The sequence below is a fragment of the Corynebacterium sp. UD i78 genome, assembly GCF_056280545.1.
In genome coordinates this window covers 2,659,410-2,685,380 of sequence record NZ_JBWCED010000001.1, presented here as the reverse complement: position 1 = coordinate 2,685,380, position 25,971 = coordinate 2,659,410, and the positions used below count along the sequence as shown (strand labels likewise).

At 65.7% G+C, this 25,971-nt stretch carries 23 protein-coding genes, 2 tRNA genes and 2 pseudogenes; 18 read left to right on the top strand and 9 right to left on the bottom strand.

From position 1 onward, the window contains the following. The first annotated feature begins 6 nt into the window (after window positions 1-6). The 4 genes from recF (at window position 7) to ACZ9GM_RS12580 (ending at window position 4,774) form a co-directional block, all read left to right on the top strand. On the top strand, window positions 7-1,200 hold the full coding sequence (gene recF, locus ACZ9GM_RS12595) for a DNA replication/repair protein RecF (protein WP_291474852.1): 1,194 nt from the start codon (window positions 7-9) through the stop codon (window positions 1,198-1,200). Continuing rightward, window positions 1,193-1,744: a DciA family protein gene (locus tag ACZ9GM_RS12590; RefSeq protein WP_291474850.1), complete on the top strand. Its 552-nt coding sequence runs from the start codon at window positions 1,193-1,195 to the stop codon at window positions 1,742-1,744. Before recF ends, ACZ9GM_RS12590 begins: the two co-directional genes overlap by 8 nt. Window positions 1,745-1,836: 92 nt before the next feature. Then, window positions 1,837-3,882, top strand: coding sequence for a DNA topoisomerase (ATP-hydrolyzing) subunit B (gyrB, locus tag ACZ9GM_RS12585; RefSeq protein WP_291474859.1), 2,046 nt, complete (start codon window positions 1,837-1,839; stop codon window positions 3,880-3,882). Window position 3,883: 1 nt separating this feature from the next. Further along, a complete protein-coding gene (locus ACZ9GM_RS12580; protein WP_291474858.1) occupies window positions 3,884-4,774 on the top strand; it encodes an alpha/beta fold hydrolase in 891 nt (296 codons plus the stop codon). An 18-nt stretch (window positions 4,775-4,792) separates the two neighbouring features. Here ACZ9GM_RS12580 and ACZ9GM_RS12575 read toward each other — a convergent pair whose 3' ends face one another. Then, window positions 4,793-5,986, bottom strand: a complete 1,194-nt coding sequence (locus ACZ9GM_RS12575) for an ROK family transcriptional regulator (protein WP_476038038.1) — start codon at window positions 5,984-5,986, stop codon at window positions 4,793-4,795. A 111-nt stretch (window positions 5,987-6,097) separates the two neighbouring features. Here ACZ9GM_RS12575 and ACZ9GM_RS12570 point away from each other — a divergent pair, with 111 nt between their 5' ends. From ACZ9GM_RS12570 to ACZ9GM_RS12555, 4 genes are all read left to right on the top strand, one after another. Then, window positions 6,098-7,279, top strand: a complete 1,182-nt coding sequence (locus tag ACZ9GM_RS12570) for an LLM class flavin-dependent oxidoreductase (RefSeq protein ID WP_291474846.1) — start codon at window positions 6,098-6,100, stop codon at window positions 7,277-7,279. 209 nt (window positions 7,280-7,488) lie between these two features. Continuing rightward, window positions 7,489-8,175 carry an ABC transporter permease gene (locus ACZ9GM_RS12565; protein WP_291474844.1) on the top strand — a complete coding sequence of 229 codons (687 nt, stop codon included), beginning with the start codon at window positions 7,489-7,491 and terminating at the stop codon, window positions 8,173-8,175. A gap of 23 nt (window positions 8,176-8,198) precedes the next feature. Further along, on the top strand, window positions 8,199-9,260 hold the full coding sequence (locus tag ACZ9GM_RS12560) for a taurine ABC transporter substrate-binding protein (RefSeq protein ID WP_291474842.1): 1,062 nt from the start codon (window positions 8,199-8,201) through the stop codon (window positions 9,258-9,260). Next, window positions 9,257-10,060: an ABC transporter ATP-binding protein gene (locus ACZ9GM_RS12555; protein ID WP_291474840.1), complete on the top strand. Its 804-nt coding sequence runs from the start codon at window positions 9,257-9,259 to the stop codon at window positions 10,058-10,060. Before ACZ9GM_RS12560 ends, ACZ9GM_RS12555 begins: the two co-directional genes overlap by 4 nt. On the opposite strand, the gene ACZ9GM_RS12550 is transcribed toward ACZ9GM_RS12555, so the two are convergent. Continuing rightward, window positions 10,057-11,409 carry an HNH endonuclease signature motif containing protein gene (locus ACZ9GM_RS12550; RefSeq protein WP_291474838.1) on the bottom strand — a complete coding sequence of 451 codons (1,353 nt, stop codon included), beginning with the start codon at window positions 11,407-11,409 and terminating at the stop codon, window positions 10,057-10,059. The two genes, ACZ9GM_RS12555 and ACZ9GM_RS12550, sit on opposite strands and share 4 nt — an antisense overlap. A 230-nt stretch (window positions 11,410-11,639) precedes the next feature. On the opposite strand from ACZ9GM_RS12550, the gene ACZ9GM_RS12545 reads away from it, so the two are divergent. Next, window positions 11,640-12,110, top strand: a complete 471-nt coding sequence (locus ACZ9GM_RS12545) for a flavin reductase family protein (RefSeq protein ID WP_291474836.1) — start codon at window positions 11,640-11,642, stop codon at window positions 12,108-12,110. Window positions 12,111-12,119: 9 nt separating this feature from the next. Here the strand turns inward: ACZ9GM_RS12545 and ACZ9GM_RS12540 are convergent, their stop codons facing one another. Next, window positions 12,120-13,004, bottom strand: a complete 885-nt coding sequence (locus tag ACZ9GM_RS12540; protein WP_291474834.1) for a siderophore-interacting protein — start codon at window positions 13,002-13,004, stop codon at window positions 12,120-12,122. A 115-nt stretch (window positions 13,005-13,119) separates the two neighbouring features. Between ACZ9GM_RS12540 and gyrA the strand changes: the two genes are divergently transcribed. From gyrA to ACZ9GM_RS12520, 4 genes are all read left to right on the top strand, one after another. Then, window positions 13,120-15,630 (top strand): DNA gyrase subunit A, encoded by a 2,511-nt coding sequence (gyrA, locus tag ACZ9GM_RS12535; protein ID WP_291474831.1) that lies wholly within the window; start codon window positions 13,120-13,122, stop codon window positions 15,628-15,630. Window positions 15,631-15,651: 21 nt separating this feature from the next. Further along, window positions 15,652-16,257 carry a DUF3566 domain-containing protein gene (locus ACZ9GM_RS12530; RefSeq protein WP_291474829.1) on the top strand — a complete coding sequence of 202 codons (606 nt, stop codon included), beginning with the start codon at window positions 15,652-15,654 and terminating at the stop codon, window positions 16,255-16,257. A gap of 84 nt (window positions 16,258-16,341) precedes the next feature. Next, window positions 16,342-16,418, top strand: a tRNA-Ile gene (locus ACZ9GM_RS12525). Window positions 16,419-16,428: 10 nt separating this feature from the next. Beyond that, window positions 16,429-16,501, top strand: a tRNA-Ala gene (locus ACZ9GM_RS12520). 24 nt (window positions 16,502-16,525) lie between these two features. Here ACZ9GM_RS12520 and ACZ9GM_RS12515 read toward each other — a convergent pair. Next, window positions 16,526-16,804: pseudogene (locus ACZ9GM_RS12515) on the bottom strand (tyrosine-type recombinase/integrase); the annotation flags it as partial. Window positions 16,805-17,065: 261 nt separating this feature from the next. On the opposite strand from ACZ9GM_RS12515, the gene ACZ9GM_RS12510 reads away from it, so the two are divergent. Further along, the gene (locus ACZ9GM_RS12510; protein WP_476038037.1) at window positions 17,066-17,335 is read left to right on the top strand and encodes an IS3 family transposase; all 270 of its coding nucleotides are present in this window, start codon (window positions 17,066-17,068) and stop codon (window positions 17,333-17,335) included. Between the two features lie 398 nt (window positions 17,336-17,733). Here ACZ9GM_RS12510 and ACZ9GM_RS12505 read toward each other — a convergent pair whose 3' ends face one another. The 4 genes from ACZ9GM_RS12505 to ACZ9GM_RS12490 form a co-directional block, all read right to left on the bottom strand. Next, window positions 17,734-17,874, bottom strand: coding sequence for a hypothetical protein (locus ACZ9GM_RS12505; protein ID WP_291474820.1), 141 nt, complete (start codon window positions 17,872-17,874; stop codon window positions 17,734-17,736). Between the two features lie 79 nt (window positions 17,875-17,953). Further along, window positions 17,954-18,376: a DUF4442 domain-containing protein gene (locus ACZ9GM_RS12500; protein ID WP_476038362.1), complete on the bottom strand. Its 423-nt coding sequence runs from the start codon at window positions 18,374-18,376 to the stop codon at window positions 17,954-17,956. A gap of 457 nt (window positions 18,377-18,833) precedes the next feature. After that, window positions 18,834-19,709 (bottom strand): SGNH/GDSL hydrolase family protein, encoded by an 876-nt coding sequence (locus ACZ9GM_RS12495; RefSeq protein WP_291474819.1) that lies wholly within the window; start codon window positions 19,707-19,709, stop codon window positions 18,834-18,836. A 193-nt stretch (window positions 19,710-19,902) separates the two neighbouring features. Then, window positions 19,903-20,760 carry a GDSL-type esterase/lipase family protein gene (locus tag ACZ9GM_RS12490; RefSeq protein WP_476038036.1) on the bottom strand — a complete coding sequence of 286 codons (858 nt, stop codon included), beginning with the start codon at window positions 20,758-20,760 and terminating at the stop codon, window positions 19,903-19,905. A 132-nt stretch (window positions 20,761-20,892) separates the two neighbouring features. Between ACZ9GM_RS12490 and ACZ9GM_RS12485 the strand changes: the two genes are divergently transcribed. Further along, a complete protein-coding gene (locus tag ACZ9GM_RS12485; protein WP_476038035.1) occupies window positions 20,893-22,596 on the top strand; it encodes an AMP-binding protein in 1,704 nt (567 codons plus the stop codon). On the opposite strand, the gene ACZ9GM_RS12480 is transcribed toward ACZ9GM_RS12485, so the two are convergent. After that, a complete protein-coding gene (locus tag ACZ9GM_RS12480; RefSeq protein ID WP_291474814.1) occupies window positions 22,593-23,588 on the bottom strand; it encodes an ABC transporter permease in 996 nt (331 codons plus the stop codon). The two genes, ACZ9GM_RS12485 and ACZ9GM_RS12480, sit on opposite strands and share 4 nt — an antisense overlap. Before the next feature lie 122 nt (window positions 23,589-23,710). On the opposite strand from ACZ9GM_RS12480, the gene ACZ9GM_RS12475 reads away from it, so the two are divergent. The 3 genes and pseudogenes from ACZ9GM_RS12475 (at window position 23,711) to ACZ9GM_RS12465 (ending at window position 25,969) form a co-directional block, all read left to right on the top strand. Beyond that, window positions 23,711-24,277, top strand: a complete 567-nt coding sequence (locus ACZ9GM_RS12475; RefSeq protein WP_476038034.1) for a TetR/AcrR family transcriptional regulator — start codon at window positions 23,711-23,713, stop codon at window positions 24,275-24,277. Between the two features lie 95 nt (window positions 24,278-24,372). Beyond that, window positions 24,373-24,798, top strand: a pseudogene (locus ACZ9GM_RS12470) (ABC transporter substrate-binding protein); the annotation flags it as partial. Between the two features lie 79 nt (window positions 24,799-24,877). Then, window positions 24,878-25,969, top strand: a complete 1,092-nt coding sequence (locus tag ACZ9GM_RS12465) for an ABC transporter substrate-binding protein (RefSeq protein ID WP_476038033.1) — start codon at window positions 24,878-24,880, stop codon at window positions 25,967-25,969. Window positions 25,970-25,971: the final 2 nt, after the last annotated feature.

Below are 25,971 nucleotides of genomic sequence, written 5' to 3'. Positions count from 1 at the left end.
ACCTGCATGTACCTGCGTTCCCTGTATCTCGGTGACTTCCGGTCATGGGCGTCCCTCGACCTGGAACTCACCCCCGGTGTCACCGTATTCGCCGGTCCGAACGGCAACGGGAAGACGAACATCGTCGAGGCGGTGGGATACCTCGCCCATCTCGCCTCACACCGGGTCAGCGGGGACGCAGCCCTCGTCCGCGAGGGGTGCGACTCCGCCCGCGTCTCGGCCACCGCCGTCAACCACGGCCGCGAACTCACCGCACACCTGGTCATCAACGCCCGTGGCGCGAACAAGGCCGCGGTGAACCGCACCTCCCTACGCAACCAGCGTGGTCTCGCCGGCATCGTCCGGACCACCATGTTCGCCCCGGAGGATCTGGCCCTGGTCCGCGGTGAACCGGAGCAGCGCCGGCATTTCCTCGACCAGGTCGTCGCCGCCCGCTACCCGCGCCTGGCCGGCGCCCGCGCGGACTACGACAAGGTCCTCCGGCAGCGCAATGCACTGCTCAAGTCGGCGTCTTCGTCGTCAGCGTCTTCGGTGGCGGACACCCTCGACGTGTGGGATGCCCAGCTCGCACAGCTGGGCGGAGAGATCATGTCGGCCCGGGTGCAGGTCGTGCACGATCTCGCACCTCATGTCGAGGAGTCCTATGCCCGACTCGCACCGGGTTCCCGACCTGCGCTGATCAGCTACACCTCCACGGTGGACGCCGAGCTCGCCGACGCCGGCGTCGATCCCACCGGCGCCTACCTGCTCGATCCGGATGTCGCCGAGGCTGTGCTGCTCTCCCGCCTGGCACGGCGACGGGACGCTGAGGTCGACCGTGGAATCACACTCACCGGCCCGCACCGGGACGACCTTCAGCTGATCCTCGGCACCCAGCCGGCCAAGGGCTTCGCCAGCCACGGCGAGTCCTGGTCCTTCGCGCTGACGCTGCGCCTGGCGTCCCACCGGATGCAGCGTGCCGACGGCACCGAGCCGCTGGTGATCCTCGACGATGTCTTCGCCGAACTCGACCGCGCCCGTCGCCGCGCCCTCGTCGACCTGGCGGGGGAAGCCGAGCAGGTGCTCATCACGGCCGCTGTCGACGAGGACATCCCCGCTGACCTCCGCGATATCGCGCGGGTCCATGCGGTGCGCGCCCGCGTGACCGATGAAGGACGCCTCTCTGAGCTGGATCCCGGGCCGGAACAGACCGATGACTGAGCCACACGATCCCGTCGCCGCGCAGTGGGAGAAACTGCGGGGGTTGTCGGGGCCCGCGAAGAAGACCGGTGACGATCTCTCGGCGTCCCCGGTCCCGCCCCGTCAGCCGTTCAACCCGCGGCGTCGTGGGGCGAAGCCGAAGCGCATGAAGACCCGTTACGACGGGCGGATGGACCGTAGTTACAGGGACCCGGGCAAGTTCGGTGACCTGGTGCAACGCGAGATCCGACGCAACGGCTGGAACCGGAACTTCGCCGTCGGCACGATCCGCGGCAACTGGGCCGGCATCGTCGGCGAAGACGTCGCCCGGCACACGAAGGTCGTCATGTACAAGGAGAAGGAGCGCCAGCTCCACATCGAGTGCGACTCCACCGCCTGGGCCACGAACCTGCGGCTGATGCAGACGTTCATCCTGCAGACCATCGCGAAGAAGATCGGCGGCGACGTGGTCGCTGAACTGCGGATCTACGGGCCGCGTCCGCCCAACTGGCGTAAGGGCCGGTACCACGTCAAGGGCCGCGGTCCGCGGGACACCTACGGATAGCACCTGCTTACGCGAGGACGCCTGACCGGGTAGGATGGAGTGGTTAAAGCTCTACCTATCAAGGAGTGGAAAAGGCTGTGGCTGAGGCTGAGATGAACGCTGGACCGGAATCCCACCACGGGTCCGAGGATTACGGTGCAGACCAGATCACCATCCTGGAAGGCCTCGAGGCGGTCCGTAAGCGTCCGGGTATGTACATCGGCTCCACCAGTGAGCGCGGTCTCCACCACCTCATCTGGGAGGTCGTGGACAACTCCGTCGATGAGGCGATGGCAGGTTTCGCGGACCGTGTCGAGGTGACCCTCAAGGACGACGGTTCCGTCCAGGTTTCCGACAACGGCCGTGGTATCCCGGTGGAGATGCACCCGACGGGGCGTCCGACCGTCCAGGTCGTCATGACCGAGCTGCACGCCGGCGGCAAGTTCGACTCCCAGGCCTACGCGGTCTCCGGTGGTCTGCACGGTGTCGGTATCTCCGTGGTCAACGCCCTGTCGACCCGCGTCGAGACCGAGATCAGGCGCGACGGTTACCTCTGGCACCAGGTCTTCGACCACTCCATCCCCGAGGAACTGGAGCAGGTCAAGAAGGCCCGCGGATCCGGCACCACCCAGCGGTTCTGGGCCGACCCGGAGATCTTCGAGACCACGACCTACAACTTCGACACGGTCTCCCGCCGCCTCCAGGAGATGGCCTTCCTCAACAAGGGCCTGACCATCACGCTCACCGACGAGCGCAAGCAGGTCGTCGAGCAGGCCGAAGATCTCGAGGACGCCGCCGCCGACGAGGCTGCCGCCCCGAAGACCGCGGACGAAGAGGCCCTGGAGGAGAAGAAGGACGCACCGAAGGTGCGCACCAAGGTCTTCCACTACCCGGACGGTCTCAAGGACTACGTCGACCACCTCAACAAGTCGAAGACCCCGGTGCACCCCAGCGTCATCGACCTGGAGGTCAAGGGTGACGACCACGAGGTCGAGATCGCCCTTCAGTGGAACTCCGGTTACGCGCAGTCGGTCCACACCTTCGCCAACACCATCAACACGGTCGAGGGCGGTACCCACGAGGAGGGCTTCCGCGCTGCGCTGACCTCCCTGATGAACCGCTACGCCCGTGACCACAAGATGCTCAAGGACAAGGAGCCGAACCTCACCGGTGACGACTGCCGTGAGGGTCTCGCCGCGGTGATCTCCGTGCGTGTCGGTGACCCGCAGTTCGAGGGGCAGACGAAGACCAAGCTCGGTAATTCCGAGATCAAGGGCTTCGTCCAGAAAGCCACCAACGAGCATGTCTCCGACTGGTTCGACGCCAACCCCGCCGAGGCCCGGGCGATCGTCAACAAGGCCGTCTCCTCGGCCCAGGCCCGTGTCGCCGCCCGTAAGGCCCGTGACCTGGTGCGCCGCAAGTCCGCCACCGATCTCGGCGGCCTGCCCGGCAAGCTCGCCGACTGCCGTTCCAAGGATCCGGTGAAGTCCGAGATCTACATCGTGGAGGGCGACTCGGCCGGCGGTTCCGCCAAGTCCGGCCGCGACTCGATGTTCCAGGCGATCCTCCCGCTGCGCGGCAAGATCCTCAACGTGGAGAAGGCCCGCCTCGACAAGGTCCTGAAGAATGCCGAGGTCCAGGCGATCATCACCGCCCTGGGTACCGGTATCCACGATGAGTTCGACATCAACAAGCTCCGCTACCACAAGATCGTCCTCATGGCGGACGCCGACGTCGACGGCCAGCACATCGCGACTCTGCTGCTGACCCTGCTCTACCGTTTCATGCGTCCGCTGATCGAGGACGGCCACGTCTACCTCGCCATGCCGCCGCTGTACAAGCTGAAGTGGGCCAAGGGTGAGCCGGGCTTCGCCTTCTCCGACGCCGAGCGTGACAAGCAGCTCGCCGAAGGACTCGCCGCCGGCCGGAAGATCAACAAGGACGACGGCATCCAGCGTTACAAGGGCCTCGGCGAGATGAACGCCAAGGAGCTGTGGGAGACCACCATGGATCCGCAGGACCGCATCCTCAAGAAGGTCACCCTGGAGGACGCCGCGGACGCCGACGAGACCTTCGCCGTCCTCATGGGCGACGATGTCGTCGCCCGCCGCAGTTTCATCACCCGCAACGCCAAGGATGTCCGGTTCCTCGATGTCTGATATGACGACGGTCCCGGCCACCAGCATCCTGGTGGTCATGCCCGACGGCTCCGCCTCCCGCATCCCGGTGTTCCCGGGGGAGGGCTCTGGCGAGGGGAGTGATACCACCCGGCCGTTGATCATGATCTGGCCGGGGTTCGGTGTCGGTGCGCACTACTACCGCCCGGTCGCCGAGGCGCTCTCCCGACGCGGTTTCCCGGTCGGTATCGGTGAGCTGCGTGGCCAGGGCTCCAGCACCGCCGTGGCGTCCTTCACCGACCGGTGGGGGTACCACGACCTGGCGTCCGAGGACTATCCGCGCACCATCCGTGCGGTGAAGTCGCGCCTCGACCTCGCCGCCGACCACCCGGTCATCCTGCTCACCCACTCGATGGGCGGACAGATCGGTTCGCTGCTCCTGGCCCGCCCGGAGGCCCGTGAGCTGGGAATCATCGGACTGATGGGGGTCGGGACCGGTTCGCCGTTCGCCCGTGCCTTCCCGAATCCGGAACGACGACGCCTGCGCGTCGGTGGCCTGCTCATGGGCACTGTCGGCCGGATCCTGGGCTTCTGGCCGGGCGGGCCCCTCGATGTCTCCGGATACGGCCGCCAGTCCGGTGTCCAGCTGAGGGAGTGGGCGCGGTTCGGTCGCACGAACTCTCTCGACCGGCTGCGTGGCCGCGACCTGGAATACATGGAGGCGCTGCAGGCCGTGCGGGTGCCGGTCCTGCTGACCCGGTACAGCAACGACGACTACTGCACGGTGGACTCCTGCCGGGCGCTGGCGAACCTCATGCCGAAGGCGTACCCGCTGGTCGAGGAACTGCCCGGCACACTGGGGCACAACCGGTGGGCCCGCGAGCCGGAGGACATCTCCGACCGGCTCGAGGCCTACGTCGACCGGATCAGCTGAGCAGGTCAGCCCGACAGTTCAACCCAGGGGATCCGTCCACAGCCGGTGCAGGGCTGTGACCGCGGCCGCCCGGGACAGGATCCCGTCACCTGCCCGCTGGATGCTCAGTCCCCGCCGCGGGGCACTGCGCTGGAGTCCACCGGCGATGATCTTCACGGCGTCCGGATCGGCGGTGAACGCGTCACCGGCGAAGACCACCGTCGCCGGATCGACGACCTCCACCGCCAGGGTGATGATGCGTCCGAGGAGCTCGGCGCGCTCGTCGAGCAGTGCACGGGCCACCACATTGGAGGACGCCAGTGCCACCAGCTCCGGGATCGAGGACACCCCCAGTCCCTTGCGCCGGGCCGCGTCGAGCACTGCCGTGGTGCCCAGCGGATGTCCGGTTCCGCCCCGTGAACTGCGGAAGGACCCGGATTCGGCGATGGCGGTGAAGGCCGCGGGGGAGGTTCCGGTGAACGGCTGGTGGACGGCGTCCCCGACGATCCAGGCATGGGCGACCAGTTCGCGGGCGTAGACGTAGAGGGTGGAGCGTCCGCCGGGGGTGACCCGGTCGGTGGTTCCCAGCGGTGTGCTGGTCAGCTCAGCGCCGGCCATGGCACCGACACCCGTCGCCGGGGAGACCGGTAGGCCCGTGACGGAGCGTCCGAGAATGCCGGCGACATCGACATCGTCCCAGCCGTAGGCCTGCGAGGTGACATGGCCTGCGGCGTCCACCGGGGAGGAGAAGGCGACTCCGAGTCCTACCGGATCCGGAAGCCCACGGCCCAGTGTGGTGAGACCGTGGTTGACCGCTTCCAGCGCGTCCTCCGGAGCGAGATCGGCCAGCGGGAGCTTCAGGGTGCGGGAGCGCAGCGGACGACCGACACCGTCCACGGCCACCAGCTGGGTACTGCGCAGGCCGACGTGCGCACCGAGGGCGCTGAGGTGACGACCAGCGGGCAGGAGTGTGGTTCCGGGCCGCCCGACAGTGGTCGCCGAGGACTGGGTGGGGGATGCCTGCTCCACCAGGCCCACATCAATCAGTGCCGCGACATGCCTGGTCACGGTGGGCTGCGAGAATCCGAGATCCTCGTGCAGTCGCGTCCGGGTGATACCGGGGGCGGTGCGGATCTGGTGGAGGACGCGGGCAGGGCCGTTGACCGGCGTGGCGAAGTGCGCGGTGCCGGTGGCAGTGTCTGCGTCGGGGGCGTCTGCGACAGTGAGGGTCATGGGAGCTACCTTAGGTCACTGCGAATGAAAAGAACAGACTGCTCTGTCTGTTTCGATCACCGCGAATGGATCAGTGGGTTCGTCACAGACCGAGTGGTCTACTCGATGGCTATGACTCTTCCAACACCTTCCGATGTCACCCTGCACTGGTTCCTCCCCACCAACGGCGATTCCCGCGGGATCGTCGGTGGCGGACACGGAGCTGACGCCCAGCTCGGCACCCGATTCCCTGATCTGCGCTATCTCACCCAGCTGGCTCAGGCTGCGGAGTACAACGGCTTCGAATCCGTGCTCACGCCCACCGGCCGGTGGTGCCAGGATTCCTGGCTCGCAACCGCGGCCCTGCTCGGCGCGACTGAGCGTCTGAAGTTCCTCGTGGCCTACCGTCCCAGCCTCGTCCCTGCGACGCTCCTGGCCCAGCAGGCCCAGACCTACCAGGAACTCTCCGGGAACCGCCTGCTCCTCAATGTCGTCGTCGGTGGGGAGGACGCCGAACAACGTGCCTACGGTGACTACTCCACCAAGGAGGAGCGTTACGGCGCCGCAGATGAGTCGCTGGACCTGGTCCGGCGGCTGTGGACCGAATCTGAACCGGTGGACGTCCGGGGGGAGCACATCTCGGTGGACGGTGCCTCTCTGGCCCGGCGTCCTTCCGTGACGCCGCCGGTCTTCTTCGGCGGTTCCTCGCCGGCCGGCATCGAGACCGCCGCAAAACGCGCCGATGTCTACCTCACCTGGGGTGAACACCCTGATGACGTCGCAGAGAAGCTGGAGACCGTCGCAGCCCGTGCCGCAGCCTACGGAAGGACGCTCGACTACGGCATCCGTCTCCACGTCATTTCCCGGGACACCGAGGAGGAGGCCTGGGCGGTCGCACAGAAGATCTACGATTCCATCGACCCCGCCGATGTGGCCCGGGCTCAGGCGGGACTCAAGACCTCGCAGTCGGTCGGGCAACGTCGGATGTCTGAGATCCATGGTCGTGGTTCGGGATTCGTTCCCGGCGGAGATGCCCGGGCTCTCGAGTTCTCCCCGGGGCTCTGGTCCGGTATCGGACTGCTCCGTGGTGGAGCAGGCACCGCACTGGTCGGGTCCCACGATCAGGTGGCCGCGACCATCGACGCCTTCCGCCGGTCCGGCATCCGACACTTCATCCTCTCGGGCTATCCGCATATCGAGGAGAGCTTCCAGGTGGGGGAGGGGACCGTTCCCGCTCTCCGGCGGCTTGGCGTCACAGTGACGAATCATGGGGCACCCGTGGGTAACCAGGAATCTGCGCGGAATCTGGCATGAGTACGACCATCCGCGCCGACAGTCAGGTGACGAAGAGTACCGACTCATCTGTAAAGACACCGGCATCAGCGAAGACCGGGGGAGTGGGGAAGGGGCGCGGCGTCCGGGTGCTTCGGCATGTGGGTGTTCTTGCGGGACTGATTGCCGCCTGGTGGGCGGTCGCGCGCTGGGCAGGACTCGATCCTGTCGTACTTCCCGGTCCGGGTGAGGTGGCTGACAGACTCGTCTCCACCAATCTCTGTGAATCGGCGTCTGCCGCCAGCAACCGTCAGGAGTGTGGCGTCCAGGGCTACTTCCTCTGGCAGCATCTGCTCGCGACTCTTGAGCGGATCGCGGTCGGCCTCGGTGCCGGCACGGTTGTCGGCATTCTTGTCGGCTGGGGACTGGGCAGTAGTGCGGCTGTCCGTTCGGTCGTCGAGCCGTATCTCTCCTTCCTCCGTGCGCTTCCTCCGCTGGGCTACATCGGGCTGCTGATCGTGTGGTTCGGAATCGGTGACCAGTCGAAGGTGGCCCTGTTGTTCCTAGCGTCCTTCCCGACCGTGGCTGTAGCGACACTGTCCGGTGTCACCGGAGTACGCCGCGACTGGGTTCTGGCGACGCAGTCCCTCGGCGCGAACCGGCGACAGGTCTTCCGGACTGTACTTCTTCCCGGCGCTCTGCCGGACATCATCAACGGCATTCGACTGGCGTCCGGGTTGTGCTGGTCCGCCATCGTCGCGGCCGAGATGAACGACGGAATCCCCGGCATCGGCGGGCTCGCCTACATCTCCGGAACCCAGTTGGATACCGCCCTGGCGATCGCCTGCATCATCGTGATCGGTGTCGCCGCTCTGCTTCTCGATCAGCTGCTGCTGTGGGTGGAGCGGACCTACGCCCCCTGGAGGACGAAGCAGTGACTCATCCGCGCACCCGGTTTCACGTGAAACCGCGACGACTTCTTCCGCTCGCCGGTGTCCTCGCCGTCACCGGACTGGGGACCTCGGCCTGTGTCGGACCACCGGCCAATGAATGGGTCAACAGCTCTGATGACATCGAATGTCCGGTGGCCCCCTCGGAGGCTGACGGCCGCATCCGTATCGGCTATCTCGGGGGCCCTGCGACGGACCTCTACATTGAGGACCAGCAACTCGCCGAAGCCTGTCTGCCGAACGCCGAAGTCTCCTGGACGCGCTTCCCGACCGGACAGGACATCGTCCAGGGCTTCGCAGCGGGCTCCGTGGACATTGCTGCACTGGGGTCGACTCCAACCACGAAGGCACTCAGTGCCCCGCTGAATCTGGATGTCTCGGTCGTCTCGGCGAACTCGGTGATCGGTGAGACAGAGGCTCTGGTCGCCAAAGACGCGGACTCCATCAAGGACCTCAGGGGATCACGCATTGCGGTGCCGTTCTCCTCGACCTCCCACTACAGCCTTCTCAATGCTCTCATCGACGCCGGGCTGGACCCGTCGCGCGATGTGGAGATCGTCAACGTCTCCCCGGACAAGCTTCCCGCCGCATGGAAGTCCGATCAGATCGACGCCGCCTACGTCTGGGACCCGACACTCGAACAACTCAAGGAGGGCACCGGCGGCTCTACTCCGGGGCACGTACTCACCGACTCGGCCGAGCAGGCAGAGGCCGGCCATTCGACCTACAACGTCACCCTCGCCTCCAATCTGTGGATCGATCAGCACAGCGAGATCCTCAGTACCTTCCTGTCCCTCGAAGCCTGGGTGGTCGACCATGCCGACGAGGACCCGGAAGAATTCGGGAAGGTGAATGCCGGCGCCTCCGGTATGGATGAGGATTCGGCGTCGCGACAGATTGAGGGGCAGACGTTCATCCACGGTTCCGAGGAGACCCGCTATCTCGCCGAGCTCGCTGAGGCGATTCAGTCGACGGCAGAGTTCCTTGTGGATCAGGGAGAGATTCCGTCGGCCAAGACCGCACAGGATTACCAGGCGGCCACCCGCCCCGAGCTCTGGAAGGACTACCAGTGATCACGATCGAGAATGTCAGTCAGGTCTACGAGACCACATCCGCCGGACGGGTCGAGGCGCTGAGGGGAGTGGAGCTGGAGGTTCCGGACGCGGAGATCATCTGCCTCGTGGGTCCGTCAGGGTGCGGGAAGTCGACACTACTGCGGATCCTGGCCGGGTTCCTCGAGGCGTCCGATGGGGCGATCCGGGTCGACGGACGACGGGTTCGTGGTGCCGATCCCGAGAGGGGAGTGGTCTTCCAGCAACCGACCCTGCTGCCGTGGTACTCGGTGCGTGACAATGTCCGCCTCTCCCACCGGTACTCGGGGAGTGAGGCGCAGAAGGCGGACGCAGATGAGCTCATTGAGTTGGTGGGTCTCGCCGATGCCGCCGACCGCTTGCCCCATGAACTCTCGGGAGGCATGCAGCAGCGCACCCAGATCGCCCGGGTACTTGCGGCAGGACCCCGGTATGTCTTCATGGACGAGCCCTTCGGCGCGCTCGATCCTTTCACCCGGGAGCAGCTCCAGGCGGAACTGTTGCGGGTGTGGGCACGGTCCCGTCCGACGATCGTCTTTGTCACTCACAGTGTGGAGGAGGCTCTGCTGCTCGGTCACCGGGTCGTGGTCATGGCGGCCGGCCCTGGGCGCGTGATTGAGGAAGTGCGCGTCCCGGATCATCTCCGGATCCCTCTCGGGGATGGCGATGTTTCACGTGAAACACTGCAGTCCCGACTCCGCGATCTCACCGCAGAGCCTGGGTTCGTGGCCCTGCGTCACGAGGTGACGGCGGCGATCAACGCGGCACATGCGGTGGTCTAGAACGGCACCTCCCCATGGCGTGCATCGGAGAGTGCCTGAGTCAGTTCATCGAGACTCTCCAACCTGAGGCGGTTGTGTTCGCGCAGAGTCGCCCGGCGCCGGTCCGACCGTATCCGGAGGGTGGACCTCGCGTACGTCGCCAGTGGGCCACTCGGTTCCGTCATATAGATGTGGCCGTCGTCGATGCTGGTCCACATCTCGGCGCCGTCGCCGGACAGGGTGACGTCGAACCATCCCATTGTCTTCATGACGTGGTGCTTCCGGCACAGGCAGTGGAGGTTCTCCGTTGACGTCGGACCGCCGGCATTGTCCGGGAGGAAGCGCATCACATGGTCCAGATCGCAGATGAGTGCCGGAACATCGCATCCGGGGAAGCGGCAGGTTCCGTCCCGGCCGCGGACGAAAGCAGCGATCGCCTCCGTCGGGGTGTAGCGCTCTGTCGCACCATGACCGATGACGCGCAGTGCACTGACCCGCTCCATGAAATCCTCGGTGGCAAGTGCGTCCAACCAGGTGCCGTTCTCGGTGGCGGCGATGGGGGAGTCCGGATCACGGAAGAGGTTGAGGGTCACAGAGACGTCGGCCGTTCCCCGTGCGAGGTGCATCAGTCCGTCGGCACGGGAACACGAGAGCTTCCGGCAGACGGCGTCGAGAATGGTCGTGAACTCCTCGGCTTCCACATCCGTGAGGACCGCGGTGAGTGTGGTGACGGAGGAGTCGGGGAAGCTCTGCGAATACACCCGGCGTTCTTCGGTAGGGCGTTTATCGAGGGGTCGGGTGGACGCCTGCTCACCCTCGTCCAGGGGCCGGGCCAGCGGATCGCAGTCGGCGATGATCTTCTGGACCTCGTTGTGCAGTGCCCGGACGCCGGGCAGTGCCTCACCGCTACGACGCGGGACAAGTGCACGGAGGAGACTCTCCTGGACGGCAGGGAGACGCTCGTCATCCACCCCTTCCAGCGCGCGCGTCAGCATTGTCAGGTGTTCGAGGCTGAACGCACCGTGGGCGAGCCGCGAGGCCACCGCGTGGAAGCGGGTGAGCATGAACCCGATGTCGCAGTAGGTGGAGACTCTGTGACGGGGAATGCCCGTACGCGCAGTGAGTGTGGACAGGTGCCGTTCGAGATCCGTGTCCGGGGCGGGGAGACAGGCACGCGCCATCGCGAGGTGGTTGAGATTGAGCTCCCGGGTGGACGCGGCGAGCGCATCCCCAGCCAGTTCGACAGCCCACAGCGGTGCGTCACGTCCCGGCCTGTATCCGGCGAAGACGTTGACGGAGAACGCAGCGAACTCGAACTGAGGCGGTGGTGGATCAGGGGCAGTCGGTGGTGGTGCCTGTGGTGTGGTCATGGTGTCAGGGTAGGAGGCGGGCGGACGCCGGAACGTCACTCCGGCACTTAATAGAACATATGTACACATGGACGAGGAGTGGGTCGCGGGGGAGCTGTCGGGAAGGTGTCGGGTAACTACCTATACAGACCGCTTGGTCTACTTAATTTTCACGGTGTGACCTGGAAAGACAGAGAAAGTAGACAGATCGGTACTTGCATTCGTCCAGACCGAGTGGTCTACTTGTCGTCATGACCACAGCACTGAAGGCGGCCGAAGCCGCCACCAACACAGGAAATGTCGCCGACCAGGCCCGACTTCCGCTGGCCGTCCTGGCCGCGGAGGTCAACGGTCGGATGATGTGTGTGGTCATCGACTCCTTCTTCGACGAGAGCCTGGCCCCCGGACTCGTCTCCGTCCGCGTCCCCGCTGACGATCCCGCCTGGCAGGAGATCCGTACCGCCCCGACTCTCGGGATCTCGGTCCTCAATCCCCTCCAGACCCTCGCCGCGGGCCGCTTCACCCGGGAGCATCTCCCGGCGTCCCTCCACGCGGACCGCAGCGGGGCAGGAGTCGTCGACGGCGCCTCGGTTCACCTCACCACCCGGCTCTACCAGGAGTTCGATGCCGGAGGCCACACTGTCGCCCTGCTCCACGTGAGCCAGCGGACCACCGGTGAGATCACGGACGCCGAGCGTCCGTACCTCTACCTTGCGGCCTGACTCTGCCGCCTAACTCTTCAGCGCGGCAGCCTCAGCGGCCTCGATCTCCTCGGTGAACTCGCGCTTGGAGGCCTGCCATTCGTCCTCCACCATGCCGAGCCGCCAGTAGCCGGAGATCGATACATCGGCCTTGGGGATACCGTTGTCCACGAAAAGGTGACGACGCATATCGCGGATCATCTCGGCCACACCGTGGACGAACCACGATGCACGCCCCTCACCGGCGAGACCGGAGTCCACGACCGCGCGGACCAGTTCCGTGCCGTGTACCGCACCGTTGCGCAGGACGCGGTGCAGGGTAACCTCCGCGGCGGACTCCGGTGCCTCCAGCTCGTGGTCGGCGTCCTCCTCCTCAACGAAGACCTCGGCGGTCGCACCTGCGGGGAGCGCCTCGACGGCCGCGAAGATCGCCGGTGCCGCGGCCTCGTCACCGACGAGCACGAAGCGGTCGTGGTCGGGGGAGGGACGCCAGGCGCCACCCGGACCGGCGAAACCGATGACCGCACCAGGTTCGACCGTGGCGGCCCAGGGGCCGGCGAGACCGGTGTCGCCGTGGACGACGAAGTCGATGTCGAGGGTGTTCGCCGCGGCGTCCCATGAACGCAGCGTGTAGGTACGCATCACGGGCCACTCCTCGCGCGGGTAGACGTCGCGCAGCGTGGCGGGGTCGAGATCGGCGTCATTCCAGGACCAGGACGCACCGGCGGGCGGGAAGAGCAGCTTCACGTAATGGTCGGTGAAGACCAGGTCCATGTCGGCGACAGGCTTCGACGGAGCCACCGTGACGCGGACCATGCCGCCGGGGATCGTGCGTACGTCCGTCACCTTCGCGAGGCTGGGCACCGGGGGTCGACGGCGTGCGGGGCGTCCTGATTCCTGTGTTCTGTCACTCATGCAGCCCAGCCTAACCGTGAAACCGGGAAGAAGAGGTGCGAGCCGCCGGAAATACGTCCCCTGACATGCTAGAATGGTCAGGTCATATCCAGGCAGCCAGAAGGGATCGCACTACGTGAGCGACGACACCAACGGCGGCGGCGAGACGCTGTTCGACCGCATCACCCCCATCGACCTCACCGAGGAGATGCGGAACAGCTACATCGACTACGCCATGAGCGTGATCGTGGGTCGGGCCCTCCCCGAGGTCCGCGACGGCATGAAGCCGGTCCACCGGCGCGTCATCTACGCGATGTACGACAACGGCTTCCGCCACGACCGTGGCTACGTGAAGTCGGCCCGCCCGGTCGCCGAGACCATGGGCCACTACCACCCGCACGGCGACACGGCCATCTACGACACCCTGTGCCGTATGGCGCAGCCGTGGTCGATGCGTTACCCGCTCGTCGACGGACAGGGGAACTTCGGTTCCCGCGGCAATGACGGCCCCGCCGCCATGCGTTACACCGAGTGCCGGTTGACGCCGCTGGCGCTTGAGATGGTCCGGGACATCCGCGAGAACACCGTCGACTTCTCCCCGAACTACGACGGCAAGTCCCAGGAGCCGGACGTTCTCCCGTCCCGCGTCCCGAACCTGCTGATGAACGGTTCCAGCGGTATCGCCGTCGGTATGGCGACGAACATCCCGCCACACAACCTCACCGAGCTCGCCGAGGCCATCTTCTGGCTCCTGGAGAACCCGGAGGCGGACGAACAGACCGCGCTCGAGGCCTGCATGCAGCGGGTCAAGGGCCCGGACTTCCCGACCGCCGGCCTCATCGTCGGCGACCAGGGCATCAAGGACGCCTACACCACCGGTCGTGGTTCGATCCGCATGCGCGGCAGGTCCACGATCGAGGAGGAGGGCAGCCGCCAGATCATCGTCATCACCGAGCTGCCCTACATGGTCAACCCGGACAACCTGGTCAGCTCCATCGCCGAGCAGGTGCGCGACGGCAAGATCGCCGGCATCTCCAAGATCGACGACGAGTCCTCCGACCGCGTCGGCATGCGCATCGTCGTCACGCTCAAGCGGGACGCCGTGCCGCGCGTCGTGCTGAACAACCTCTACAAGCACTCGCAGCTGCAGACCAGCTTCGGCGCGAACATGCTCTCCATCGTCGATTCGGTGCCGCGCACCCTGCGTCTCGACCAGATGCTGCGCCTCTACGTGAAGCACCAGATCGAGGTCATCGTGCGACGGACCCAGTTCCGTCTCGACGAGGCCGAGAAGCGCGCCCACATCCTGCGTGGTCTGGTCAAGGCGCTCGACGCCCTCGACGAGGTCATCGCCCTGATCCGTCGGTCCGCGACCGTCGACATCGCCCGTGAGGGCCTTAAAGACCTCCTCGATATCGACGACGTCCAGGCGGACGCCATCCTTGCGATGCAGCTGCGTCGCCTTGCCGCCCTGGAGCGCCAGAAGATCATCGACGAACTCGCCGAGATCGAGGAGACCATCGCTGACCTCAAGGCGATCCTGGCGTCCCCTGAGCGTCAGCGTGAGATCGTCCGCGACGAGCTCGCCGAGATCGTCGAGAAGTTCGGCGACGAGCGTCGTACCGAGATCGTCGGCGCCACCGGTGACGTGTCCGAGGAGGACCTCATCGCCCGGGAGAATGTGGTCGTCACGATCACCTCCACCGGTTACGCCAAGCGCACGAAGGTGGACAACTACCGGTCGCAGCGTCGTGGCGGCAAGGGTGTCCGGGGTGCCGAGCTGAAGCAGGACGATATCGTGCGTCACTTCTTCGTGTGCTCCACGCACGACATCATCATGTTCCTCACCAACTACGGCCGTGTGTACCGGCTCAAGGCGTACGAGCTGCCCGAGGCGTCCCGTACGGCCCGTGGCCAGCACGTCGCCAACCTGTTGGAGTTCCAGCCCGGCGAGCAGATCGCGGAGATCATCCAGATCCAGTCCTTCGAGGACGCCCCGTACCTGGTCCTGGCGACCCAGCAGGGACGCGTGAAGAAGTCGCGCCTCACCGACTACGACACCGCCCGGTCCGGCGGCCTCATCGCCATCAACCTCAACGAGGGCGACAAGCTCATCGGTGCGCAGCTGTGCACCGGGGACGATGACCTGCTCCTCGTCTCCGAGGAGGGTCAGGCACTGCGGTTCACCGCCGACGACGACACGCTGCGTCCGATGGGCCGCGCGACCGCCGGTGTGAAGGGCATGCGTTTCCGCGGCGAGGACCAGCTGCTGGCTCTCACCGTCGTCCACGACGACTCCTGCCTGCTTGTCGCCACCTCGGGTGGATACGGCAAGCGCACCCCGATGGAGGAGTACCCGGTCAAGGGTCGCGGCACCATGGGTGTGGTCACGTTCAAGTACGACGCCAAGCGCGGCAAGCTCATCGGTGCAGTCACCGTCACCGAGGACGACGAGATCTTCGCCGTCACCAGTGCCGGCGGGATCATCCGCACCGAGGTCGGGCAGATCCGCAAGACCTCCCGTGCGACCATGGGTGTGCGCCTGGTCGACCTGGCCAAGGGCGTCGAACTGCTCGCCATCGACCGCAATGTCGAGGACGAGGGCGAAGAATCCGCCCAGCAGGTCGCCGAGCACGAGGACCAGTAGGGCCCGATGGGAGAGGACGCCGTGAGTGACGGGACCGTGCGCGAGGACGGGCCGACCCTGGTCCGGACCACGCTCGCCTCGATCGACCCCCGCAGTGCCGCGAAGCTCGGTGCGGCCGTGGGGGTGTGCCTTTTCGTTGCGTGGATGATCGCGGCGGTGCTCGTCTACATCATCCTCGGTGCTGCCGGGGTCTGGGACCGGGTGAACAGCCTTGCCGGAGACCTGCTCGGTGCTGACGGTGTCAGTGCGGGCATGTACTTCGGTATCGCCGCGCTCGTGGGCGTCGTGGAGGTCGTTGTCGCCGCGCTGTTCATTCCGCTGGGCGCGATGCTCTACAACGCCGTGGCGGGCTATGTGGGGGGCCTGCGGGTGACTCTCGGTGCCGGTGCTGTCCTGGAGGCTGCCGAGGCTGCCGAGGCTTCCGCTTCCGAGAGCGTTGCGGAGGCTGAGGTCGCTGCTGGGGACGCTGCTGGGAACGCTGAGGTTGACACCGGAACGGAGGCTGCAGCAGACACTGAAATGGCTGTTGAGGCGGACACGGTGACCGCCGAGGTGGCCGTGGAAGCGCCCGCTGCCGGTGGTGCGGCGGCGGCTGGCTGGGGCAGTGGCACACACCGCGTGGAATGACACGCTGAAATTCTGTGAAAATACACTGTGACCTGCTGGTTTGTGTGTTTCGGGAGAGTGTCGGTATAGTTTCCATTCGTTCGAGGGCCTATAGCTCAGGTGGTTAGAGCGCGTCACTGATAATGACGAGGTCGCAGGTTCAAATCCTGCTAGGCCCACCAACGGACTTTTGGGGCTGTAGCTCAATTGGTAGAGCATCTGCTTTGCAAGCAGAAGGTCAGGGGTTCGATTCCCCTCAGCTCCACAAGTAATGACCCAGGTCAGACCCTCATTCCGAGCAGTCGGAGTGAGGGTCTTTTTTGGTTTGGTCCGCTCTCAGTCCGCCAGAGATCCGCGCATCCATCTTCACCGCTACCGATTCCGGATCATCATCGAACAGTCCCGTGTACACCCGCAGCGTGAACGCAGCACTGGAGTGTCCCGGCATCCGCTGAACCGCCGGCGGTGTCGCGCCGGAAGAGATAGCCAATAACGCCGCTGTATGCCGAAGATCATGCAGGGTGAGGTCGGGGAACTCCGGATCACTGTGACGAATCGTCTTCACGGCAGGGCGGAACGAGCGACGCTGGCCCTACGTTCGTTGAGTGGGCACGCGAAGTAGCGGGACCCGACCCGCACGAGAGGAGGTCACCATGGCCGGGAAGATCCCCGGCAAACGACTCCGGAGACGCACCATCGCCGAGGTCGCCCGGGAGCTGGGTGTCGGTTCCCAGTCGTTGGGCAAGTGGGTCGCCGCCGTATGAGCCACCGGGGCCGGCGGACCGACCGGGGAACTGACCCTGGATGAACGCGCCGAGCTCAAGGCCCTGTGCTTTCAGGTCGCCGAGTTGCACAAGGACAACAGGTTCCTGGGAAGAGCAGCAGCCTTGTCGGCGAGCTTTTGCCAACGTCCGACGAGCGCTACGAACCGGGCACCAGGGTCGGGAAGGTCTTCGCCGGGTCCGATGACGTCTACGGGGTTTTCCGGGGCCATGCGCAGCTCGCCCGGGAGGGCACTGAGGTCACCGTGAAGACCGTGGCGACATTGATGCTGCGCCAGGGCCTGGGGCATCAGCGAAGGAAAAGTCCACCCCGGTGACCACGATTCCCGGTGTGGGCACCTATGAGATCCGTGACCGGGTCACATGAGGTTGGGGCGCCGGCGGACTCAGCCGCGTCTGGGGTTGTCGACATCACGTGTTTTCGCACCGGTGAGGGCTGGTTGTACCTCGCTGGGGTCGCCGATGTGCTGTGGCCCGGAGATGCTGCAGTCGGTCGGGAGGACCGGGGTGTGGCTTAGGACGATGTGATGGCCGAGAATGTGTGGGCGACGTTGAAGACTTCAGTTCTACGACCGGGGGGGGAAGTGGTCCGCCGGGGGTTGGGGCGGGGTTGAAGGTCGGTGACTGCACTGGCGCGTTGGGGTACGTGCCGTCGGTGGAGTTCGAAATGAATCTGCTCAACAAATCTGCTGCTGAGGAACCTGACGCAGCGTAGTTACCTGTCCACGATCTGCGGGCAAGGCCAGGCCCGATCCGAGCTGCCGGACTGTGCACCGACTTGCGGCATCATGTGGTTGTTCACCTGGTAGTACGGGGATGCTGCGAGGACGGACTTGACGAGGATGTAGAGGCTCATGGGGGCTTCCTCTCTTTATGTAAGTCGACCCTGACTCTTCCTCGGTCGTGTCTTCTAGTGTGAGTTACAGCACACCCACCTATGAGGTCTTTTTGCGACGGTAGTACACCTGGCGTCGCACCTTCGCGACAGTTTCTCCGGCGTCATCCGTCACGTCGACTTCGAACCAGTGGAGGTACTTTGAACCGTCTGCGGTCTTCTCGCGGATGAGATCGTAGGTCGCGTCGTCGATTCGCATGTCTGCGGTGATGGTGCCGCGTCCGGGTTTCATGAAGCTGACCTCCGCGCCGATGTCCCACACGTTGTAGTTGCGCCCGAGGCGGGACATCGAGGCGAGCATATAGAACGGGTCGGTCATGGACATGATCGTGCCGCCGAACGCAGTTCCGACTGCGTTCCTGGTGAGTTTATTCGGCTTGTGTGTGACTACGACACGCGATCCATCATCAGCGAACTCCCTGACCTTGACTCCTGCCCCCAACAGTGGTGGCCAAAGTGACATGAAGCGCTTCAACTGTCGTGGTGTGTATGCCATTGCGGTACCTCCGGTGTGGTGTGGGACACGTTGTGATGGTTCTACCATGATATGAAACAAGTTGCCTATGGTTTGTGCCGATGCGTTATCCATGGAGTTCACTACAGTCCGCTCTCAGTCCGCTACAGGAATACAAGCCGGTATCTGACTGCTCCGTTGTAACCGCTTTGAGTCGGCTGAACGCAACACCGGCAACGAGACGTCTGTACCTGGACGCCTGGTACGTGTCTTCTGCAGGCAGAAGGTCAGGGGTCCGATTCCCCTCAGCTCCACAAGTAAGCACCCAGGGCGTCTTCCGGAAACGGGAGGCGCCCTTCTGCTGTATCCGGGGGCTGGGAGAGGGAACACACACAGAAACACCCCGGACGCTCCGTCTCGGAGAGCTTCCGGGGTATCGTTCTGTGCAGCTGTTGCGCGTGCTCTGCTATGCGCGGCCGGCGAAGGCACCGAGCACGGCGTGGCCTTCATCCGTCATGTGCAGCGGCAGGTTGCGACGCGCGGAGGTGGTGTCGATGAGGCCGGTGATGTACCGGTTGTTCGAGCACATCTCGTGGCCGTTGCTCGGCTCCTTGAGCGAGACGAAGCGTCCGCCACCCTCGGCGGCTCCGGCCGCACCGGCGCGCTCCATGGCCCACTCGACATCGGAGATGTTGATGCCGAAGGTCGGGACCTGGACACCCGGGATGAGGTTGATGGCACAGACCTCACCGGCGGCGTTGGTGACATGAGGCATACCGAGGACCTTGACGTCGGCGGCGCCGGCGTCCTTGGCGGCACGGACAGCCTTCGCGATGGCGTCCCTGAGGTTGCTCTCGATCTGCGGGACCGGCATGTGGTCGTTGAGGATGTAGGGGTACGTGTCGTTGGCACCCGCGAGCAGGTAGACGGTGGCACCATTGACGTCGCCGTTCGCTGCGGCCTGTTTCACCTGGTCGATGACGTGCGCGCCACCGGTACGGTAGGACGCGCCGGCGCAGGTGTAGTTCTGCACGTTCTGACCGCTGGCACCGGCTATGGCGTCACGGAACCGGTTGTCGGTGCCGCAGCCGGTCCGGGACAGGACCGGGTCCGGCAGCGGGACACCCTTGCCGGCGAGGAAGTTGTAGAGATCAGGGTTCGCGACCAGTGAGTCTCCGGCCAGGACGGCGCGGCCACCGTCGGCCTCGGCTTCAGGGGCACCGTTGCCGGTGACGGCGACGGCTCCAGCGGCGATACCTGCGACGGCAAGCACTGCGGTCGCCGCGGTGGCGATGCGGTTACGCAGTCGGCGGCCGGAGGTCATGGTGTGGCGTGAGCTCATGGAATCGAGCGTCCTCTCGTAGTCTCTGTCGTCGGCGTTACGTCAGGGAGACACCGACGGCGCGCGGATTCACGGTGGTCCAACGCACAGGTCGTCAGGAACGTTACACATTCGTGACCAATAGTGCGACCTTCGGTTTCACACTAGTACCTTTAGCCCCACAAATACCATGGGTTGCAGATAATACGGTGAATTACACAGCTGCAATTGCGGCGATGCGGTCGAGCGCATTATCGGTCGCGTGGAAGGGGAGATTGTAGTGGTCGGCGGTCGTGTCGACGATCCCGACGAGCCAACGGTTCTCCGAGCACATCGGACCGTCCGCCGAGGGGCCTTTGAGGTCGACGAATTCCGCCCCGGCGTCCGCTGCCGCGTTGATCTGGGCCCGCTGGAGGGACGCCCCGATGTCCGGGACCGGCGGCATGCCGACATCCGGCATCCACGGGGTGAAGACGCCCGGTGTGACACTGATGATGCAGACCTCCCCGGCATCATCGGCGATCCGGGGATAGCCGAGGACCCTCACCCGGGCATCGGGTGCCGTGTGGTGGATCTGACGGACCGTCTCCGCCATGGAGTCGCGGATGGCGTCCTCGACCTTGTCGAGCGGAACTCCGTCCATCAGGAGCGGGTAGGTGTCATTCGCGCCGGCGAGGATGATGACCTCGCGGGTGGCGGCGGTCAGGTCCCGGTGGTGCACCGCGTCCGAGACGGCATCGCTGACCAGGGTGTCCCCGGACCAGAGTGAACTTCCGGCACACGCGTAGTTCGCGACCGGTACGCCGGAGGACGCGGCGATGCCGTCGGCGAGACGGTTGTCCGTGGAACACCCACCGGCACCGACGGTGGCGGGGACGGGGTACCCCTCCTCGGCGACCCTGCCGACGAGGAAGTTCAGGGGCGCAGGGTTCGCTGCGACCGAATCGCCGAAGAGCAGGGTCGGTACGGCGGCTGTGATGTGTGCGTGTGCGGGGCCGGCGGCGGCGAACGGGAGACCTGCGATGAGGAGTGCCCCGAGAATCCGGGCAATGGGGGTGGCGGCACGGGGCATGTGAAAAGGTAACCTCTGGTATCGATAGTGATACATCTTCGTCTTTTTTCTGGAGCGGAGTAACGTTTGACCCTCGCTGACCGGTGGTAAGCGGCGGAATCGTTACTGAACGGATAGTGTAATGGTCCCGGCATGCCGACGCTCCAACCCGACTGGAAGGCTCCAATCCTCGTGATCAACCTGTTCGACAGCGCTGAACGCCAGCAGTTCCTCGATGACACCCGTGGTCTCCTGCGCGGTGGCAAGGCGGTTCTGGGTACCGGACTGCTTAAGGGGGGGACGCCGGGGGAGCACCTCGCCGCGGCGAAGCACCTCGCCCGCTACGGCGCGTCGATGACCGGGCTGCTCGAGTCCGGCGCCGCCCGCTACCCGGAGCGCACCGCCCTCGTCGACGACGAGGGTGAGCTCACCTACCGTGAGCTGCGCACCCGGGCCCGCCTCACCGCGCGGGTCCTCGCCAGCCGCGGCATCACCGAGAAGAGCCGGGTGGGCATCCTCGCCCGCAATGGCCGCGGGTTCATGGTGCCGCTGTCCGCGAAGGGCTATCTCGGCTTCACGGTCTTCCTGCTCAACGTCGGTGCCAGCAAGCAGCAGCTCCACGACATCGCCGTGGAGCATGACCTTGACGTGATCTTCGCGGACTCCGAGTTCGACGAGAAGCTCCCGACCGACGTCGAGGGCCTCACCCTCGTCCACGCCTGGGCCGGACCGGACCACCGCACCGACATCGACTTCCCGACCATCCAGGACCTGTGGGCCGCACCCGGCACCGAGGACGACACGCTGCCGAAGAAGGTGAACCAGGGGGGTGTGGTCCTCATGTCCTCCGGTACCTCCGGCACCCCGAAGGCGGTCAACCACTCCGAGCCGATGCTGCCCTTCGGCGTCATCGGCCCGCCGCTGGAGAAGTTCGACGTCGAGGCCGGCTGCACCCTGCAGATGACCGCGAGCATGTTCCACGTGCTCGGCTGGGGTGTCTCCGTCATCGCGCTGCTGGCGGGCTGCAAGATCGTCACCCAGCGCGTCTTCGACCCGGAGAATGTCCTGCGCCAGGTTGATGAGCATAAGTGCGACGGCATCATCAGCTCCGCGGTCTTCCTCAAGGACCAGCTCGCCGTCGATCTCGCCAACCCCGGCAAGTACGACCACTCCTCCGTGAAGTTCATCATGAACGCCGGCAACGCCATGAGTGAGGACCTGGTCCTCGGCCTGGAGGAGCAGTACGGATACATCCTCGGTTCCGGCTACGGCTCCACCGAGGGCCTGCTCGTCGCTTTCGCCGGGCCGGAGGACCTCAAGGCCGACCCGAACACCGCCGGCTACCCGGTGTGGAACGGCAAGCTCGAGGTGCTCGGCGAGGACGGTCAGCCGGTGGCGCCGGGCGAGGTGGGCATCATCCACGCCCGCAACGTCATGTCCATGGAGGGCTACCTCGGCAACCGTGACCGGGCCGAGGAGACCCGCGGCATGCTGAACCTCGGGGACAAGGGCGTCATCGACCCCGAGTCCGGTCGACTGCGCGTCCTCGGCCGCGACAATGACATGATCATCGTCGGTGGCGAGAACATCTGGCCGAGCTCGGTCTCCGACCTGATCTGCCGCATGGACGGCGTGGATGACGCCTACTGTGTCGGCGTCGAGGACGAGAAGACCTTCCAGCGCGTCAAGGCCTATGTGGTTCTCGACGGAACCGTCGAGGTCACCGAAGACCACGTGCGTGCACATGTCGAGAACAACCTCATCGTCCCGGCGATTCCGCGTGATGTTGTCCTGCAGACCGAGGCGCTGCCGCGCAATGCCATCGGCAAGGTCGTCAAGCGCGACCTGGTCCGTTAGGACGCCGCTTTACGGTCTTTGAGCGTGGCCAGGCCGACGAAGCCGAGGCCGATGAGGACCCAGACGATGAGGGTGACCACGGAATGCGTGGCCCCCGCACCGTCGAAGAATCCGACGGAGCGGGCGGCATTGCCGGCCGCTCCGATCGGCAGGTACTGGCCGATCATGCCCCAGGGGGAGGGGAGCCACTGCCAGCCGGTGGCGATGCCGGACAGGGGGTTGGAGACGAAGAGTGTCAGCACTGCTCCCAGCCCGAGTCCGGCGTAACCGATGAGGGACTCCAGCCCCAGGACGAACATCGACGTGCCGGCGATACCCAGGGCGAGGATGAGGGAGAGCTCCCAGTAGCTTGCGTCGAAGGTGCCGAAGCCGAACTGCAGGATCGCACCGACGAGGAAGCCCGCGATCACGGAGAATGACAGGGACCCGATGACGCGGAGGCTGTAGCGCTTCTTCATGGTGATGGACAGGAGAGCGGCGGAGATCATGCCACCGAAGGCGAGGGGAAGGGCCAGGACGCTGAGTCCGGTGGCGTTGGGGTCGTCGTCGGTGGTGGGGGCGACCTCGTCATAACTGACGGTCATGCCCTGGTCTTCCAGGCCTGAACCGATGGTTGTCAACAGCGTCTTGTACGAGGTGCCCGCACCCGCGGCGGTGTAGACGGTGAGCTCGTTGTCACCGTTGACGGCGATGCCGCCGATCTCATCGCGGTTGAGGACGGCGTCGCGGGCGTCTTCCGGGGATGCGTAGGTGGTGGCGTCGAAGGCACCCGGCTGCTTCTCCTCCAGGGCGCCGGTGATCTGGGTGACGGCGGCTTCTGGACCGGCGACCGCCAGGGGGAGGTCTTTTGCGCCGGAGTTGTAGGAGGGGGTGAGGAACGCAAGCAGCATGAGGCAGATGACGGCGGAGAGCGCGAGGACGATGCCGATGAGTTTGCCCCAGGGGGTCGCCGGAGCGTCTGTGGTCTCTGGCTCGGTGGACTGAGTGGTCACGGGGTGCTCCTGTCGAACTGGAAACGGAACAGTATGTTCCGGTAGCTTGAAAACGGAGCATAGTGTTCCGGTGGTGGTGACGCAAGCACTACGCTGTGGATATACGGGAGAAAGGACACTAGATGCGTGCGGATGTGCGGCAGAATCGGGCGGCACTGGTGGATGCCGGGTGGCGGATGATCGCGGACAAAGGGCCGGAGGTCTCGTTGCGTTCCGTGGCAGCGGAGGCAGGGGTGGGGATCGCCACCCTGTACCGGCATTTCCCGACCAGGGAGGACCTGGTCACCGGTGTCGTCAAGGAGATGGTCGACCGGATACTCGCAGTGTTCGACGAACATGCCGACGGGTGGGGGACTGCGCAGGACGCTGAGCAGACCTGGCACGCCATCGCGCACGGGGTCGCCGACCTGAGGGTCGGCGAGGTGGCCCTGGGGACCATCGCCGTGGTGCCCGAGGGTGGCAAGGTGTGGGCTGAGACCTCGGATGACCGCGCGCGTTTCGCCGTGGCCTATGGGCAGCTGCTGGACACTGCAGCGTCCTACGGGCTGGTGTCCGAGGATCTCACGGCCTGGCGTTTCCATCTGGGGCTGGCTGCACTGTCCCGACCGTTGGCGGAACGGGCGGAGGAGTTCGCGCCGGATCAGGCGGGGTGGATGGTGGACGTCTTCCTCCGGGGACTGCGGCCGTAGGTTGCTCCGCGGGCTGCCGCAGAAGTTTCACGTGAAACCGTTCATGATGAAACGAAGAGGGGCGCAGAAAACAGACAGCATGGTCTACTCGGTGCATGCTGAACAGATCCCGCCGACCGGCCCGGGCGACTGCCGTCCTGTCATCTGTCCTCGCCACCGTGCTGCTGGCGTCCTGCACTTCGGCGGTGGGGGAACGCCGCGATGCCGCCGACGGCACACCGGTGGACGGTGGGACTGTCCGCATCGGCGCCCTGACCGACCTGAGGCCGAAGAACCTCTACGCCGCGGCAACAACCGCCGAACAGGTCGTCTCCGGGCTGGTCTTCGACACCCTGACCAGCTACGCGACCGATGAGGGGTCCGGTGCAGGCAGCCTCACCCCGCAGCCGGCCCTCGCTGAGTCCTGGGAGGTCAGCGATGACGGGCTCACCGTCACCCTCCATCTGCGTAACGGCGTCCTGTTCCACGACGGATCCCCGTTCACCTCCGTGGATGTCGCCGCCAGCCTCGCGAACTACGCCGACCCGACGCACTCCGGCCAGCTCGCCCGTACCGCTGCGTTGGTCGGGGACGTCGACACCGACGACCCCCGCCACGGCAGTGCTTCACCTGACCCGGCGGGTCAACAACCTCTTCGACCTCTTCGACATCGTCCCGGTCATCGACGACAAGGAGGTCGACGCCTTCAACGCCGGCACCGGGTTCAACGGCACCGGAGCCTTCCGCTTCGGCACACGCCACCCCGGTGCCGGACTCGAACTGCCCGCGAACGACGCCTACTGGGGAGGAGCTCCCCGCCTCGACGCCGCAGAGCTCGTCGTCGTCCCCGATGAACGCACCCTCTACTCCCAGCTGCGCTCCGGCCAGCTCGACGTGGTCTCCGACGCCGGTGCCAGGGACGCTGAGGCCCTTGAAAACAACGGCCTGTTCCGCGTCCTCGACCGGACCGGTGTCGACGGCAACATCTACGCCGGGCTGAACACGCTCCACCCGGGTCTGACCGATGTGAGGGTGAGACGGGCCATCGGCAGCGCCATCGACAGGGACCGCATCCTCGAGGAGGTCTTCCGGGGTCGCGGACGCACGACCTCGCTGCCCTGGCCGACCTACTCACCGGCCTACGACGAGGCGGCCAACGAGCATTACATCCGTGACCCTGGCCTGGCCAGGCAGCTCCTCACCGACGCCGGGGGAGCGGAGAGTATCCCCGAGATTCCCGTCTCCTACACGGCGGGCAGCGCCAGCGAACAGAACATCGCGCAGATCATCGCCGCGAACCTCGAGGAGATCGGGCTGCGCACCCGGCTTGACCCGCAGGAGAACGCCGTGATGATCGACCGGCTCCGTGGCGGTACCTTCGATGGCATCTGGGTGCTGGGCCACAGTTTCGCGCAGTACACCCCCTCGACCCTCCCGGTCAGTGCCTTCCCGTTCAACTCGGAGAAGAACGCCTCCAACTTCCTCGACGAGGACTACGCCACCGACGCAACCGACGCCTGGACCGTCGCTGACCCGGACAGCCGCGAGGCGTCGGGCATCTACCGGCGACTCAACAACGACCTGCTCGAAGATGCTTTCGTCCTTGAACTGGTCGCCCCGGACTCCCCACTGGTGACGACCTCCGCCCTGCACGGCGTCAACTGGTCGAAGCGCTCCGAACCCGACCTCGCCCACGCCTACCTCACGGAGTGACC

What these genes read in the sequence shown, in the direction of transcription:
- recF (WP_291474852.1), top strand. Translation starts at nt 7, where the DNA reads ATGTACCTGCGTTCCCTGTATCTCGGTGACTTCCGGTCATGGGCGTCC.
- ACZ9GM_RS12495 (WP_291474819.1), bottom strand. Translation starts at nt 19,709, where the DNA reads ATGAGCTCACGCCACACCATGACCTCCGGCCGCCGACTGCGTAACCGC.
- ACZ9GM_RS12490 (WP_476038036.1), bottom strand. Translation starts at nt 20,760, where the DNA reads ATGCCCCGTGCCGCCACCCCCATTGCCCGGATTCTCGGGGCACTCCTC.
- ACZ9GM_RS12575 (WP_476038038.1), bottom strand. Translation starts at nt 5,986, where the DNA reads ATGACCCTCACTGTCGCAGACGCCCCCGACGCAGACACTGCCACCGGC.
- ACZ9GM_RS12550 (WP_291474838.1), bottom strand. Translation starts at nt 11,409, where the DNA reads ATGACCACACCACAGGCACCACCACCGACTGCCCCTGATCCACCACCG.
- ACZ9GM_RS12580 (WP_291474858.1), top strand. Translation starts at nt 3,884, where the DNA reads ATGACGACGGTCCCGGCCACCAGCATCCTGGTGGTCATGCCCGACGGC.
- ACZ9GM_RS12475 (WP_476038034.1), top strand. Translation starts at nt 23,711, where the DNA reads ATGCGTGCGGATGTGCGGCAGAATCGGGCGGCACTGGTGGATGCCGGG.
- ACZ9GM_RS12545 (WP_291474836.1), top strand. Translation starts at nt 11,640, where the DNA reads ATGACCACAGCACTGAAGGCGGCCGAAGCCGCCACCAACACAGGAAAT.
- ACZ9GM_RS12505 (WP_291474820.1), bottom strand. Translation starts at nt 17,874, where the DNA reads ATGAGCCTCTACATCCTCGTCAAGTCCGTCCTCGCAGCATCCCCGTAC.
- ACZ9GM_RS12540 (WP_291474834.1), bottom strand. Translation starts at nt 13,004, where the DNA reads ATGAGTGACAGAACACAGGAATCAGGACGCCCCGCACGCCGTCGACCC.
- gyrB (WP_291474859.1), top strand. Translation starts at nt 1,837, where the DNA reads ATGAACGCTGGACCGGAATCCCACCACGGGTCCGAGGATTACGGTGCA.
- ACZ9GM_RS12500 (WP_476038362.1), bottom strand. Translation starts at nt 18,376, where the DNA reads ATGTCACTTTGGCCACCACTGTTGGGGGCAGGAGTCAAGGTCAGGGAG.
- ACZ9GM_RS12570 (WP_291474846.1), top strand. Translation starts at nt 6,098, where the DNA reads ATGACTCTTCCAACACCTTCCGATGTCACCCTGCACTGGTTCCTCCCC.
- ACZ9GM_RS12485 (WP_476038035.1), top strand. Translation starts at nt 20,893, where the DNA reads ATGCCGACGCTCCAACCCGACTGGAAGGCTCCAATCCTCGTGATCAAC.
- ACZ9GM_RS12590 (WP_291474850.1), top strand. Translation starts at nt 1,193, where the DNA reads ATGACTGAGCCACACGATCCCGTCGCCGCGCAGTGGGAGAAACTGCGG.